Source organism: Bradyrhizobium sp. SPXBL-02 (assembly GCF_051853065.1).
In the GTDB taxonomy this organism is placed as follows: domain Bacteria; phylum Pseudomonadota; class Alphaproteobacteria; order Rhizobiales; family Xanthobacteraceae; genus Bradyrhizobium.
Window position 1 is genome coordinate 968,385 of the sequence record NZ_CP182474.1, and the last position, 13,323, is coordinate 981,707.

Here is a 13,323-nt window from a genome sequence, read left to right on the forward strand (position 1 = left end):
CCTCGCGCGGCTATCGTGTCCCGGCGCGATGCCAAAGGACCATTGATGAGCGCCGGGTACTCACCGCAAGGCCACAGCGTGCAGGCCGCGCCGTCGCCTCCGGCCTGGCGCGAGCTGGCCGTGACCTTCTGCGTCGCCATCGCGACGATCGGCTCTGCGCCGGTTCTGCACCTCGCCAATCCGGCTCTGGCCATCGCCGTCGAGGTCCTGATCGGCATCGCCATCGTCGTTGCGGTCCCGACCTCCGCGCCGGCCGTCGCGATCTTCGTCCTGTTCTTCCAGAACCTGTTCGTCTCCGTGCTGTCGCCGCTGGTCCCGCTTCCGTCCGATCTCGACTTCATCAAGGGCTACAATTTCCTGGTCTGCTCCGTGATGTGGCTGGCGACGTTCGCGCTTTACGTGCTCGGCCGGAGGGGTCAGTCGAGGGAAATCAATCAGATCATGCGCTGGGGCGTCTTCACCCTCGCCGTCGTCTCGCTCTATTTCGCGATTGGGTTCGTCCAGGATGGACAGCCGGCGGCGGTCTATTTGCGCAACATCGTTCTGCCGCTGTTTCTGTTTCAGCTGTCGCTCCTGACCGCGGCAACCTTTGAGGTGCGCATCACGCCGTTCCTGGTCGCGCTCGCGGTCATCCTCATGCTGTGCGGCTATGTCGAGCTCGTCTTGCGCGATGTCTGGCTGGCCGTCACCAACGGCCATACGTTCTGGGGCTTCGACGAGCTCAAGGCGACCCATTCCGGCGTCTGGGAGGCCCAGATGCGGCAGACCGGCAACGTGCCGGTCACGCTCAAGGATCGTTTCAGCTTCGACTTCCTGAACACGCCTTTGCTCGAAGGCTTCGGCCTGTCGAAGATGCTGCGCATCAACGGTCCGAACATGCACCCGATCAGCTTCGCCTACGGGATCGGCTTTCTCGCCCTGTTCCTGTTCTCGGTCGGACGCCCGCTGCTCGCCCTGGCAGCCCTGCCGCTGCTGGTCTTTTGCAGCGTGAAGGGAGCGCTCATCACCGTCGTCTTCGTGGCTGCGGGCTGGATCGGGACTCGCCTCATCGGTGCCGTGGCGACGTTGTTGCTGGGGTTCGCCGGCATGATCGCCTTTGCGATCCTGGCGATTCGCCTCGGGCTGCAGATCGGCGACTATCACGTCATCGGCTTGATGGGCGGTCTCGACGGATTCGTGCAGAGACCTTACGGCCGTGGCCTCGGCATCGGCGGCAATCTGTCGGAGAGCTATTTTTCCATCGACTGGAGCGCTGCGCAGGCCGCCGGCACGATCGACGGCGCGGTCGAAAGCGCGATCGGCGTTCTCTTGTATCAGATGGGAATCGCGGCTTTCGTGCCGCTGGCCTTCTATTTCGCGATGGCCCTCAAGGCCTGGCGCCTGTACGCCTCGTCCGGATATCTGACGCAGGGCCTTGCCGGTTTCGGCGTCCTGGTCGTTGTACTCAACGGATTGTTTCAGGAAGAGGCCCTGTTCGCGCCGCTCGCGCTGGGCCTGATGCTCTCGCTCGCCGGCCTCGTCATCGGCAGCCATGTGAGGGTGCAGACAGTTGCAAACGAGGATGCCGAGCCCGTTCGGCTCACCGGCTTCCAGCCCGTCACGTAGGCTGCCGGCGCGCCAACGGTTCTGCTCGCCCCGGTGCCTGGACCGCGGTTATCCAGGAACTTCCATTTTTTCCCGGCGTTGAACAGGACCCGCACAAGCGGCCGAAGCACGCGATGAAGAATTTTTCCAACGCCGAATTTTCTCCCGAGGTGATCGAGATCATGACGGCCGCGCTGGAAGCTGCCGTTGCGACCCTGCCGGACCCCGTGCATTCCTCGCACGTCAACGCGCTCGCCGAATCCATCCTGCGCACCGCCAGCGCAGGCGAGCGGAACGTTGCCGACCTGCAAAGGATCGCCCTGATGGAGCTGCAGCTGGCCCCGCGCAAGTGACGAGGCGAACATGAAGACACTGATTGCCGCAATCATCGCGCTTTGTGCGACATCATCATTTGCCTCGGCAAACGGCTGGAGGGCGTACCGCATCCCGGAATCCGCAACCTCGGTCGACATTCCCACCTCGATCTTTACCGAGCCGGCCGGGAAGCCCGATGGATATGGGCAGCAGTTTCGCAGCCACGACGGCAGTGCGGACCTCACCGTTCAGGCCGTCGAGAACCAGCAAGGCCTGTCGCCGGCCGAATTCCTGGCGCGGAAGAATCCGCCGACAGGGATCATTTACAAGCGGATCACGTCGAACTTCTTCGTGGTCTCGAGCATCAAGCGCGACAAGATTTGGTACGACCGGTGCAATTTCTCGCGGGGCTATGTGCACTGCGTGCTGATCAATTATCCAGCCGCCCAGAAGCAGCGATGGGATGCCGTCGTGACCCGCATCAGCCGCAGCCTGCGTGCTGGTTGAGCCAGCTCACAAGACGGAAGAGTCACAAGACGAAAAAGAGCTGCCCGGGCACGCCGGGCAGCAGGTCGTGAGGAATAGAGCCGCGCGTATTTGCGTCTAGCGCGCGATGAAGTGAGGCTCGATCGCTGCAAAGACGGAGGTGCGCTCCCTCTCCCGCTTGCGGGAGAGGGTTGGGGAGAGGGTGTTTCCGCAATGGGACAATCCCCTAGAGGAGAAAACCCTCACCCGCGCCTCCGGCGCGACCTCTCCCGCAAGCGGGAGAGGTTGCACCGAGCCAGTGGCAATCGATTCGACCTAAAGCCATTCCGCTCTAGCGCGCGGTCGTCGATGTGGTCGACATGGTCGGCTTCGAACCCGGCGTATGCGACATCGTCTTGGTGGTCGAGCCGACTTGCTCGCCGGCCTTGACCTTGGTGCGGGTGTGCGAGCGGCTGAACGTGCCGCCGTCATGAGCCTGGGCGCGGGCGTTGGAGTTGAGCACCGGGCCGTTGCCCTTGTTCATGCTGACGCCGGTCTGCGTCTTGCCGCTGGCGGCAGCCGCGCTTCCGCCGGCGGCGATCGAGGAGCCGGTGCGGCCCGTCGCCGAGGTGGACGTGCCGCCGGTGCCGACGGTGGAGGCGGAGGTGCCGCCCGCTGCGGCCGAGCCGCCGCTGCCGCCGGTGATGCTGGTCTGCGCCAGCACTGGTGAAGTGGCGGCAAGCAGAAGCGCGACCGCCGAGGTCGTAACGAGTGTTCTCATGTTTCAATCCTCTGTTCGATGGCAACTTGTCTCAAGGCGACGAGGTCGAGATCGTGCAGCCGTTGACGGTGATGGTGCTGGCGCTGGTGGAGCCAGGTCCTCCCGCCGTCGACGAGGAGCTCGAGACGTGGCCGCCGCCCGCTTGCACGTGGACCGACGATCCGCCGGCCGAGCTCGAGCTCGAAAGTGAACCGCTCGATGCGGTCGAGCCCGTCGTGCCCGAGCTCGATGCGCCGGCGGCGGTGATGCTGCCGTCTGCGTGCTTCTCCACTTTGACCTTGCAGGTCTCGCCAGAGCTCGTCTTTCCGGTCTTTTCCATGGTCTCTGCCGATGCAGCGCTCGCCGTCAGGGCGAGCACCGTGATCGCAACGATTGCCTTGTTCATTGCGGCTCCTCCTCCATAGACGAAAGGGAGCGGCGCGTGCCGCTCCCCGGGTCGGACTAGTTCTTGTCCTTCTTCCATTCGTCCTTGTTGTGGCCCTTGCCCTTCTCGAGGCCCGTGTCGCTGGCGTGGCTGCCGGACTTGCCGTCGCTCATGCCGGGCGATTTCGATGCGCCGGACTGGCCAACGGTGGAGCCGCTGCCCGCCGCAGAACCGCCGGTGCCGACGCTGGACGAGCTCTTGCCGCCGCCGGCCGATGAGCCACCGGTGCCGAGCGTCGAGGCCGAGCCGCTGCCCGAGCCACTGCCGGCCGCCGAACCACCGGTGCCAACGGTCGAAGAGCTGGTGCCGCCGCCCGCGGACGAGCCGCCGGTGCCGAGCGTCGATGCAGAGCCCGACCCGCTGCCGCCAGCCGAAGAGCCACCGGTGCCCACCGTCGAAGAGCTGGTGCCGCCGCCGGCCGATGAGCCGCCGGTGCCGATCGTCGAGCTCGATTGCGCAACAGCGAGCGCCGTGCCGGCCAGCAGCGCGGCCGCAGCCGCAGAGAGCTTCAGGATCCTCATGTCCATTTTCCTCCAGGGTTTCCAAAATCAAATCGCCAATCAGGCACGGGATAAATTGGCAATCGCGCAAACGTTCCTTGTGCCAGACACGTTGACGTGTTGATGCGGCCTTGAGTCAGTTCCGCGACGCGCAAAGCCATCGCGTTCATTCATCCGCCGTTCATCTGCCTGGAGAGGACGTCGTCGTCTGTCTGTTCGCCGCGAGCGTCAGACTCAATGGATTGCGGAATGCTCGGCGCGTCCGCCTCCCTGGCCTGCGCGAAGACCTGATTCCTCGGCCGTTACGACCACGTTTACCAATCATCGCAAGCAAATCGTAGCGGCGGCTTGGTATAGCGCCGGTGACAGGTGAGAATCATGCCGCTGCTCCATGTCCCCACGATCTACGTGCTGCTGCTGGCAGTCATGGTGCTGCTCGGCGCGCTGACGCTTTTCGCGTGGCTGCAAAATCGCGCGGTTCGCGCTCTTGCCTGGTGGGGCGGCGCCGTGCTGGTCATGGCAGCCGCGCTCGGCCTGCTCTGCCTGCGCGGCGTGATCCCGGACGTCTGTTCGCTCGATCTCGCCTACGCCGTCCTGTTCACGGCCTGCGCTCTGATGCTGGAGGGGGCGCGCAGCTTCGAGGGGCGGCGGACGAGCCCGCTTCTCCTGCTCGCGGGCGCGGCGATGTGGATTGTGACCTGTCAGATCCCGGCAATGTACGAGTCCGCCACGGCGCGCTTGATCATCGTCTCGGTCGCCATGGGCTCTTATTCGCTCGGCTGCGCCTACGTGCTGTGGACCGGCCGCGCCGAGCCGCTGCTGTCGCGCTGGCCGCTGATCGTGCTGACCGCGCTCGGCGGCGGCCTGTTTCTCGTGCGTATTCCGCTCCACGTGGCGCATCCGCTCGCCGCGGTGCCGGTCACGCGCTTCGAGGCGCTGCAATCGTTCTGGTTCGCGATCGTGAGCACGTTCACCGTGCTCTTCTTCATCGCCATCAACTATCTGTTTCTTGCGCTCACCAAGGAGCGGAGCGAGCTCGCGCACAAGCGCGCCTCGATGACGGACGCGCTGACCGGTCTCGCCAACCGCCGCGCCTTCCTGGAATTCGGCGAACGGCGCCTGAAGGCACCTGCAAACGGGACGATCGCGTTCCTGCTGTTCGATCTCGATTTGTTCAAATCGATCAACGACACCCATGGGCATGCGATGGGCGATCGGGTGCTGCGCTTGTTCGCACAGACGCTGTCCGCCAATCTGCCGCGAGGCGGCGTTGCGGGCCGGCTCGGCGGCGAGGAGTTCGCCGCGATCGTCAGCGGGCCCGACAGGAAGGCGGCGATCGCGGCCGCCGAGCGCGTCCGCGAGAGCTTCGCGGCGATCGCGCGCGTCGTCGACGGTGTCGTGATCGCAGCCACGGTCAGCGTCGGCCTCGCACATGCGGACAGCGCGCCCGGCGGCATCGAGGCGCTGTGCGAGCGCGCCGACAAGGCGCTCTACACGGCGAAGTCGCTCGGCCGCAATCGGGTCGAGAGCGCGGTGGAGGAGCTCGTTCCGCTCGTGCCCGACGCGCCTGCAGACCGTCCGATTCCGTCCGCGGCGCACGCGCGAGCCGCAACAAAGCGGGCGGCAGCCTGATCCTGCAATCTCCTTTGCGCGATCATCGCATTGTCATGCTCCGGTCATCTTAGCTGCATCGTCCGTTGCTCTTTTCCCGGCGCGCCAGGGCTCCGTTCCGATGACATCGGGACCGAGCTCTGGATTGTTGTTGATGCGTTTTCTTGACGCGAGCCCGACGCTTCGCCCGAAGACGCTCTGGGGAGAGCTGACATGCAACTGATCAAGACGATTGCGGCGGACCGCCGCGCGATGCTCAAGGGCCTTGCGGCCGCGGCAATGGCGCCGCTTGCGGCGCCGGCCTTTGCCGCCGCGGGCCTGCCGCCGCAGCCGACCGGTCCAGCCGCCGCTGTCGCAACCGACAAGTCCTATTGGGCGGCCGTGAAGGGGCTCTATGCCGTCACGCCTGAAATCGTCAATTTCGAGAACGGCTATTGGGGCATCATGGCCGAGCCCGTCAGGCGCGAGTTCATTCGCCAGTCCGACATGGTCAATTATCAGAACACCTATTACGCGCGGCTGCGTGCGGGCACGGATTTCGAGGCGGTGCGCACCAAGGTGGCGGAGGCGGTCGGCGCGCTCCCGGAGGAGATCGCGCTCACACGCGGCGCGACCGAAGCGCTTCAGCTCCTCATCGGCGGCTACAACAGGTTGAAGCCGGGCGACGGCGTGCTCTATGCCGACCTCGACTATGATTCGATGCAATACGCGATGAACGCGCTGAAGGCGCGCCGCGGCGTCGACGTGGTCAAGTTCGACGTGCCGGAGCCCGCCACCCGCCAGGCGGTGCTCGACGCCTATGCCCGCGCCATCGAGGCGAACCCGAGGACGCGGCTTCTGCTCCTGACCCATGTCAGCCATCGTACCGGCTTCGTCATGCCGGTCGCCGAGATCGCCCGCATGGCCAGGGCCAAGGGCATCGACACCATCGCCGATGCCGCCCATTCCTGGGGGCAGCTCGATTTCCGGGTGAGCGAGCTCGAGACCGATTTCGTCGGCTTCAATCTGCACAAATGGATCGGCGCGCCGCTCGGCGTCGGCTTCCTCTACATCAGGAAGGACCGCCTTTCGGCCATCGATCGCGACATGGGTGACGAGGATTTTCCGGAAAGCGACATCCGCTCGCGGGTGCATACCGGCACGGTCAATTTCGCCACGGTGCTGACCGTGCCGACGGCGCTGGCGCTGCATCAAGAGATCGGCCCGGCGGCCAAGCAGGCGCGCCTGCGCCACTTGCGCGATTATTGGGTGAGCCGCGTCCGTGGCTTCAAGGACATCGAGATCCTGACGCCGGATGAAGTCGGCTCATATGGCGCGATCACGTCCTTCCGCCTCGCCGGCAAGACCGGCAAGACCGACAACGAGGCCATCGTTGCGAAGCTTCGCGACAGCTACCGGATCATGACGGTGCGCCGCGCCGGCGTCGCCAAAGGCCAGTGCATCCGTGTGACGCCGGCGCTCTTCACCGACGAGGCCGATCTCGACCGCCTCGTCGAGGCACTGGCCGTCATCACGGGGACGAAGACGGGGTGAGGCGGGCGGACGATTGGCAATCTCTCTCGGCCATCCTTCGAGACGCCCGCTGATGCGGGCTCCTCAGGATGAGGACTGAGTACGTGGCAACAGTTTCAATGGACGCCGATGCTGCTTAGCCTCATCCTGAGGAGACCGCTGAAAGCGGTCGTCTCGAAGGACGAGGCGCGCGCTCAGGCCGCTCAAAGATGTTATGTGCGACTGCCTGGCTCGCCGACCGCAGTCACCGCCATCCCAGCGCCGGCGCCACATGCGTCAAAATCGCCTCGATCGCATGCGCGCAATAGTCCACGCCGAGCTGGTTCGGGATCGTCAGCAGCAGCGTATCGGCTTCGGTGATCGCCTCGTCCTGCCGCAGCTGTTCGATCAGCATGTCCGGCTCGGCCGCATAACTGCGGCCGAAGATCGCGCGGGTGTGCGGGTCGATGAAGCCGATCTGGTCCTCGCTGCCGCGCTCGCCGCCGAAATAGGCGCGGTCGCGATCGTCGATCAGCGCGAAGATGCTGCGGCTGACGGAGACGCGGGGCTCGCGGTTGTGGCCGGCTTCCTTCCACGCCGCGCGGTAGGCTCGGATCTGCGCCGCCTGCTGCACGTGAAAGGCCTCGCCGGTCTCGTCGTTCTTCAGCGTCGAGCTCTGCAGGTTCATGCCGAGCTTCGCCGCCCACATTGCGGTGGCGTTCGAGCCGGCGCCCCACCAGATCCGCTCGCGCAAGCCCTGCGCATGCGGCTCCAGGCGCAGCAGCCCCGGCGGATTGGGAAACATCGGCTGCGGGTTGGGCTCGGCAAAACCTTCGCCGCGCAGGAGGTCGAGGAAGACCTCGGCATGGCGCCGCCCCATGTCGGCATCGCTCTGGCCTTCGGCCGGCCGATAGCCGAAATAGCGCCAGCCGTCGATCACCTGCTCGGGCGAGCCGCGGCTGATGCCGAGCTGCAGCCGCCCGCCGGCGATGAGATCGGCGCTGCCGGCGTCCTCCACCATGTAGAGCGGGTTCTCGTAGCGCATGTCGATCACGGCCGTGCCGATCTCGATTTGGCTGGTCTTGGCGCCGACCGCCGCAAGCAGCGGAAACGGCGAGGCCAGCTGCCGCGCGAAATGGTGGACCCGGAAATAGGCGCCGTCGGCCCCGAGCTGTTCGGCCGCGACCGCCAGCTCGATCGATTGCAGCAGCGTATCCGCCGCCGAGCGCGTCCGCGATTGCGGCGAGGGCGTCCAGTGCCCGAAGGAGAGGAATCCGATTTTTTTCATGGCTTCACCCTAGCGCATGTAGCGCCGGATGGGTGCCCTGCGTGTTGACGAAGCCGTGACTCCTCAAGCGCAGGCCACCCAGCTCCGGTCAAGAGCGCGGCGATCGCGAACTACTGCACCTCGGCGATCTTCGGTCCAGGTGACGGCATCTGCGCGTTGGTTGCCGACGGCCGGTTCGATGGCGATGCCGGGTCCGGCGGTCGGGATGCTGCGTCGGGCGGCGCGCCCTGGGATGGTCGACGGGCCGCATTCGTCGGAAGCACGATCACCTTCGCGCCGACTTTCACCCGCTCATAGAGGTCGCTGACGTCCTCGTTGGTCAGCCGGATACAGCCGGACGACACTCGCTTGCCGATCGTATCGGGCTTGTTGGTGCCGTGAATGCGATATTCGGTCTCGCCGAGATACATCGCCCGGGCGCCGAGCGGATTGCCAGGGCCGCCGGCCATGAACCGCGGCAGATAGGGCTGACGCGAGACCATCTCCGCAGGCGGGCGCCAATCCGGCCATTCTGCCTTGCGCGCCACGGTCTGCTCGCCGGACCACGCGAAACCTTCGCGGCCCACACCGATGCCATAGCGCATCGCCTGCGTGTCGTTCAGGACGAGATAGAGGAACGTGTTCTTGGTATCGATGATCACCGTGCCCGGCGCCTGGTGGCTGGAATAGTCGACCACCTGCCGGACCAAGGCGCCGGGAACGTCGGCGTCGGCCTTGGGCGGCTCGACCAGCGGCGCCGGAGAAGGAATCGCAGCCGGCGCGGGCGCTGCTGCAGGAGCCGGAGGTGCCACGTAGACCGGACTTGACGATGCCATCGCCTGCGGCGCGGACGGCTTCCGCACCGGTTGCACGCTTCCGGGGCGAGCCAGCAGGCCGTACCCCAACGCGGCAACGGCCATGGCGCCAATTCCAACGCGCGCGGCCATCGGCAGTGCGATCGTCTCGACCTTCCGGCGTTTGGCCCGCTTGCTCATGTCTCTTCCCAGGTCGTCATACCCAGGAGAGGTACCCGGCAAGGTTTAAGAAACTTCGAAACGATTTGGCTTGGGCTGGAACCGTCGGCGATGGTTAACGGCGAATGTTCGGTTCGCAACAGGCCGGGAGCGCGGCTTAGCCAGATGGCAAAGTGAACGCCGCGCACTTCTCATCGTGAAGATGTCAGAATCTGAAGGGCGCTGAGCCGACCTACTCTCTCCGTGGGTTCCATCCTCATTGAAGAGTTTGCGTTAAGAACTCCCGAATGAACGCACGAGCTTGGTTGGTTGCAGCCTCGTCGTAAGCGAGGGTCGGGTCTTTACCGACGCAATCATCACTATAGGTGAAAGGCTTCTGTGTCTCACGATTAATTATCGTATGGTCGTTATCCTCCACCAAGCGACACCGGCGCACGGTAATCGCGCCCCGTGACACTACAGGCGTCTTAAAGACCGGAATATCGAAGTTGTGTTGTGCGCCTTGATATTCAATCATCGTGGCGTCTTTGCCAGCTTTTGCCAGCCGGTCCACGTAGCTCCGGCAAGCGTCAATGGAACTGTAATTATCCTCCGTGCCAATGAGGATGCGTATGGGCTTGCCGCTCAGGTCGCCGTCTTTGAGATATGTCGTCGTGCAGTCCGGATAGAAGGCAATGTGTGCTGAAAAACGCAAGTTGTTGGCCGGACCGAACGTTTCGTACAGCACATTCATGGCCGAGTAGAGTGCCGACTGTCCTCCTCGCGAGAAACCCATAACAGCGATGCGGCTCGGGTCAATTCGCGGGTGCTTGGCCAGTAGGTCGAGAGCCCGATAGGCGTCGACAACCATGTTGAGGCGGCCCAGTTGTGCTTGATCATTGACTGTCGTCACGATCCCGCGTCCCGAGAAGCTGTCGACTACAAATGAAGCTATGCCGAGTTGGTGTAACTCCTTCGACCAATCCTCAATCCATGCCGCAATACCGGCTGAGCCATGAAGCAGGACCACAGCAGGCAACTTTTCAGTTTTGGTTCTTGGGATACGCAACTCACCAGCAATAGTGACTGGTTGCCCATCTCTTCGACCAGCCAAAAGCTCTGGGTCTTTGAGAGTGACAGACGTGATCGGATAGACTTCTATTCGGGGCATTTGAGCGTTGGCCGTTAAGACCGTTGCTGCAAGAATCCACGCTGTAGCAATTCCTGTCTTCATCGCGCGCTCCATCGAAGTCTTGAAACTAGAAGGTGGACCGTCTTATCAACACATCCTTTGCTGACTGAAGCAATTGCGTGAGAGGCTCGCACTGGTGTTCGGTTCGGTTTAGGTCGCATCCGACAATTGGCAGGCCTTCGACAAAGACAGCTAAGGCCAAAGGCGGACGTTCAGAACGCCCCGACAAATCGCCCTCCGAGCTGACTTCTCGCTCGAAGTGCCAGGGCAGCCTTCTCCGCGTCGTGCGGAAAGATCCATTCTGCCGCCGACATCCAGGCCCGCAATCTTTGCGCCTGTGCGGGATCGCCGACAGATCGGTAGAACCGGCCGGCCAACCGTGAAGCGGCCTGCACCCGGCTGGTCCGCTCCCATCTGAGATCCTGATATGCCTCGAGGCGCGCCGGAATCTCGTCGCGTTTGGCATGCTCCAGGATGACGGCAAGCGCGAAAGCATCCTCAATGGCTTGCGCGGCGCCCTGCCCAAAATGCGGTACCATCGGATGGGCGGCGTCGCCGAGCAACGTCACATGTCCGCGCGACCAATACGGCAATGGCGGCCGATCATAGATGCCCCAGCGAAACGTATCTTCGAGCGCGGCAATTAAATCTCGGACGGGTGCATCCCAGCTCTCGTACTCGGCTGCGAGGGCCCTGAGATCTCCCGGCGCGGACCATGTCTCCTCCATGTCATGCATGGTCGGGACGAACGCGACGATGTTGATCAGCCGCCCCTGCGACACCGGAAAGCAGATGAAGCTGCGGCCATCGCCCATCCACATGTGTAGGCCGCGCAGCTCTACGCCCCATGAAAGCTTTTGCGACTGCACCAAGCCGCGATAGGCCACGATGCCCTCACTCTTCGGATGCGCCGTCAGCCCGATCTGACGCTGGACCACGGAATGGATGCCATCCGCACCGATAACCACGTCCGCATCGTAGACCGCGCCATTGGCAAAGGTCAGTCGCGCTCCGCTCTTCGTAGCTTCGACGGCCGTACAACGATGTCCGAACCGAACTGATCCCTTCACGACACCAAGAAGCATCTCGAGAAACTCGACGCGGTGAACCTGGTAGCTCAGGACGGTTGGAGAGCCTGGGGAGATAGGCTCCCCCATTGACGTCCGTCGCGTTAGTCCCAGGCTCCTTGTGGTGATCTTCTCGAGCTCGTCGCAAAGCGCCGTGCGGCTGAGCAAGATGAGTGCATTCGGTGGGATGGATAGCCCGGCCCCGGCCTCTCGCGGCGTCTCTGCGCCTTCAAACACAGTCACGGTCATTCCCCGCGCGCTCAGCGCAACCGCCGCAGATAATCCGCCGACACCCGCGCCGACGATTGCGATGTTCAGTCTTTCGACCATTCGTTCAATCCACTTTTGCCGAACATTCGATTTCGCATAGCGATGAATCGTCAATTGCCGGCGACATCATCGAGCAGCACCCACCTGGTACCGTCGAAACGCGCCATCCTGGCCTTTCTCCAGCCGATCCGGCTCGATGGAGTAACGTTTATGGTTATACCCGGCAGGAATGTCGGCAGCTGGAGCTCCCGGATGTCGGTGGCCTGCTTGATGAGATTTTCCCGCGATAGGTCGTAGCCGCACTTCTTCAGGACCTCGACCATGATCTGAGCGGTTGCATAGGGGAAGATGGATTCCTCGATATCGTCGTTCGGCGCCCACTCCTTCATAAAGGCTCGAAAATCGCGCATGCCGGCATCGTCATCCCACATCGGGTCTTCAGATGTCTTCAGCCAGAACGCGCTGACCGCCCCTTTCGCGGCTGCGAGACCTGCAGGACGCAGGACAGCTGAAATGCTGCTGACGCCGGACAGAAGCACATGCTGGACCTTCCAGTTCAGTTCATGCGCCTTGCGGATGGCCTGAGCGGCAAAGCGCGCGTTGGAGGCGTGAAACAACGTATCGGCACCGGAGGCCTTGAGCGCGACGATATGTGAATCGACTGTCGGCTCCATGATGTCGTAGGCAACCTCTGCGACCACCATCGTAGAAGCGCGGGATCCCAGAGCGGCCTTAAGGCCGGCCAAATTTCCCTTCCCGAGATCGTCGTTCTGATAGATCACGGCGACTTTCGCATCAGGCTTGGTCTTCAGCAGATAGTCGGCGTAGATCCTGGTTTCGACCGGCTGCGGCATCATGAATGTGGTCGTCCACGGCAGGTTCTCGGGATCGTCGAGCTTGGGCGTGCTCGCGAGCAGCAGGATCTGCGGAATCTGCTTGCTGTTGAGATACTTCGCCACCGCAAGGTTGGTCGGTGTGCCGATCGATCCAACGATCGCAAGCACGTCGTCGTCCTCGACCAGCTTGCGTGTCTGCTGCACCGTTTTGGCCGGCGTGAAGGCATCATCGAGCGAAACGAGTGTCACCTTGCGGCCGTTGATGCCGCCGGTTGCGTTGATCATTTTGAGATAGGCTGCTTCAATCCGGCCGAAGCGGCTCAGCGACGAGATCGGTCCGCTATAGGGAACCGTCTGGCCGAGTTTGATCTCAGTATCGGTGACGCCAGGACCGTATTTCTTGTCCGCCCCGGCAATGGGTGAAAGACCGGCGATCGAGAAACTGAGGGTGGCAAGGATCAGGGGCCGGATCATGGGAGGCGCACCTCGATTTGGCGGCTTCGATAACGTTTTGCTATCCCGGACTGTAAGATGATGCTGTACAATTGTCCCTGCGTCCCGAAACTT

13 protein-coding genes are annotated in these 13,323 nt (G+C 63.5%); 6 read left to right on the top strand and 7 right to left on the bottom strand.

All coding sequences use genetic code 11. From position 1 onward, the window contains the following. Positions 1-45: 45 nt before the first annotated feature. The 3 genes from ACNJYD_RS04525 to ACNJYD_RS04535 all read left to right on the top strand — a co-directional run bounded on the left by ACNJYD_RS04525 (position 46) and on the right by ACNJYD_RS04535 (position 2,406). A complete protein-coding gene (locus ACNJYD_RS04525) occupies positions 46-1,605 on the top strand; it encodes a hypothetical protein (RefSeq protein ID WP_439365512.1) in 1,560 nt (519 codons plus the stop codon). 113 nt (positions 1,606-1,718) lie between these two features. After that, positions 1,719-1,937: a hypothetical protein gene (locus ACNJYD_RS04530; protein ID WP_439365513.1), complete on the top strand. Its 219-nt coding sequence runs from the start codon at positions 1,719-1,721 to the stop codon at positions 1,935-1,937. 10 nt (positions 1,938-1,947) lie between these two features. After that, positions 1,948-2,406 carry a hypothetical protein gene (locus ACNJYD_RS04535; RefSeq protein ID WP_172786733.1) on the top strand — a complete coding sequence of 153 codons (459 nt, stop codon included), beginning with the start codon at positions 1,948-1,950 and terminating at the stop codon, positions 2,404-2,406. A 310-nt stretch (positions 2,407-2,716) separates the two neighbouring features. Here ACNJYD_RS04535 and ACNJYD_RS04540 read toward each other — a convergent pair whose 3' ends face one another. Continuing rightward, positions 2,717-3,145 (bottom strand): hypothetical protein, encoded by a 429-nt coding sequence (locus ACNJYD_RS04540; RefSeq protein ID WP_212259576.1) that lies wholly within the window; start codon positions 3,143-3,145, stop codon positions 2,717-2,719. 26 nt (positions 3,146-3,171) lie between these two features. On the opposite strand from ACNJYD_RS04540, the gene ACNJYD_RS04545 reads away from it, so the two are divergent. Next, positions 3,172-3,549, top strand: a complete 378-nt coding sequence (locus tag ACNJYD_RS04545; protein ID WP_439365514.1) for a hypothetical protein — start codon at positions 3,172-3,174, stop codon at positions 3,547-3,549. A 37-nt stretch (positions 3,550-3,586) separates the two neighbouring features. Here the strand turns inward: ACNJYD_RS04545 and ACNJYD_RS04550 are convergent, their stop codons facing one another. Continuing rightward, positions 3,587-4,090: a hypothetical protein gene (locus ACNJYD_RS04550; protein WP_260381859.1), complete on the bottom strand. Its 504-nt coding sequence runs from the start codon at positions 4,088-4,090 to the stop codon at positions 3,587-3,589. Between the two features lie 357 nt (positions 4,091-4,447). Here ACNJYD_RS04550 and ACNJYD_RS04555 point away from each other — a divergent pair, with 357 nt between their 5' ends. Then, positions 4,448-5,701 carry a diguanylate cyclase gene (locus ACNJYD_RS04555; protein ID WP_439365515.1) on the top strand — a complete coding sequence of 418 codons (1,254 nt, stop codon included), beginning with the start codon at positions 4,448-4,450 and terminating at the stop codon, positions 5,699-5,701. 192 nt (positions 5,702-5,893) lie between these two features. Continuing rightward, entirely contained in the window at positions 5,894-7,213 is a 1,320-nt protein-coding gene (locus ACNJYD_RS04560) for an aminotransferase class V-fold PLP-dependent enzyme (protein WP_439365516.1), read from the top strand. Positions 7,214-7,436: 223 nt separating this feature from the next. Here ACNJYD_RS04560 and ACNJYD_RS04565 read toward each other — a convergent pair whose 3' ends face one another. From ACNJYD_RS04565 to ACNJYD_RS04585, 5 genes are all read right to left on the bottom strand, one after another. Next, a complete protein-coding gene (locus tag ACNJYD_RS04565) occupies positions 7,437-8,459 on the bottom strand; it encodes an LLM class flavin-dependent oxidoreductase (protein ID WP_439365517.1) in 1,023 nt (340 codons plus the stop codon). A gap of 110 nt (positions 8,460-8,569) precedes the next feature. Further along, positions 8,570-9,433: a L,D-transpeptidase gene (locus ACNJYD_RS04570; protein ID WP_439365518.1), complete on the bottom strand. Its 864-nt coding sequence runs from the start codon at positions 9,431-9,433 to the stop codon at positions 8,570-8,572. Between the two features lie 235 nt (positions 9,434-9,668). Then, a complete protein-coding gene (locus ACNJYD_RS04575) occupies positions 9,669-10,625 on the bottom strand; it encodes a dienelactone hydrolase family protein (protein WP_439365519.1) in 957 nt (318 codons plus the stop codon). Between the two features lie 170 nt (positions 10,626-10,795). Beyond that, positions 10,796-12,034 carry an FAD-dependent monooxygenase gene (locus ACNJYD_RS04580; RefSeq protein ID WP_439365520.1) on the bottom strand — a complete coding sequence of 413 codons (1,239 nt, stop codon included), beginning with the start codon at positions 12,032-12,034 and terminating at the stop codon, positions 10,796-10,798. Continuing rightward, complete coding sequence (locus tag ACNJYD_RS04585) at positions 12,031-13,230, bottom strand: ABC transporter substrate-binding protein (protein ID WP_439365521.1); 1,200 nt, start codon at positions 13,228-13,230, stop codon at positions 12,031-12,033. Before ACNJYD_RS04585 ends, ACNJYD_RS04580 begins: the two co-directional genes overlap by 4 nt. Between the last annotated feature and the right edge of the window lie 93 nt (positions 13,231-13,323).

What these genes read in the sequence shown, in the direction of transcription:
- ACNJYD_RS04525 (WP_439365512.1), top strand. Translation starts at nt 46, where the DNA reads ATGAGCGCCGGGTACTCACCGCAAGGCCACAGCGTGCAGGCCGCGCCG.
- ACNJYD_RS04530 (WP_439365513.1), top strand. Translation starts at nt 1,719, where the DNA reads ATGAAGAATTTTTCCAACGCCGAATTTTCTCCCGAGGTGATCGAGATC.
- ACNJYD_RS04535 (WP_172786733.1), top strand. Translation starts at nt 1,948, where the DNA reads ATGAAGACACTGATTGCCGCAATCATCGCGCTTTGTGCGACATCATCA.
- ACNJYD_RS04540 (WP_212259576.1), bottom strand. Translation starts at nt 3,145, where the DNA reads ATGAGAACACTCGTTACGACCTCGGCGGTCGCGCTTCTGCTTGCCGCC.
- ACNJYD_RS04550 (WP_260381859.1), bottom strand. Translation starts at nt 4,090, where the DNA reads ATGAGGATCCTGAAGCTCTCTGCGGCTGCGGCCGCGCTGCTGGCCGGC.
- ACNJYD_RS04555 (WP_439365515.1), top strand. Translation starts at nt 4,448, where the DNA reads ATGCCGCTGCTCCATGTCCCCACGATCTACGTGCTGCTGCTGGCAGTC.
- ACNJYD_RS04560 (WP_439365516.1), top strand. Translation starts at nt 5,894, where the DNA reads ATGCAACTGATCAAGACGATTGCGGCGGACCGCCGCGCGATGCTCAAG.
- ACNJYD_RS04565 (WP_439365517.1), bottom strand. Translation starts at nt 8,459, where the DNA reads ATGAAAAAAATCGGATTCCTCTCCTTCGGGCACTGGACGCCCTCGCCG.
- ACNJYD_RS04570 (WP_439365518.1), bottom strand. Translation starts at nt 9,433, where the DNA reads ATGAGCAAGCGGGCCAAACGCCGGAAGGTCGAGACGATCGCACTGCCG.
- ACNJYD_RS04575 (WP_439365519.1), bottom strand. Translation starts at nt 10,625, where the DNA reads ATGAAGACAGGAATTGCTACAGCGTGGATTCTTGCAGCAACGGTCTTA.
- ACNJYD_RS04585 (WP_439365521.1), bottom strand. Translation starts at nt 13,230, where the DNA reads ATGATCCGGCCCCTGATCCTTGCCACCCTCAGTTTCTCGATCGCCGGT.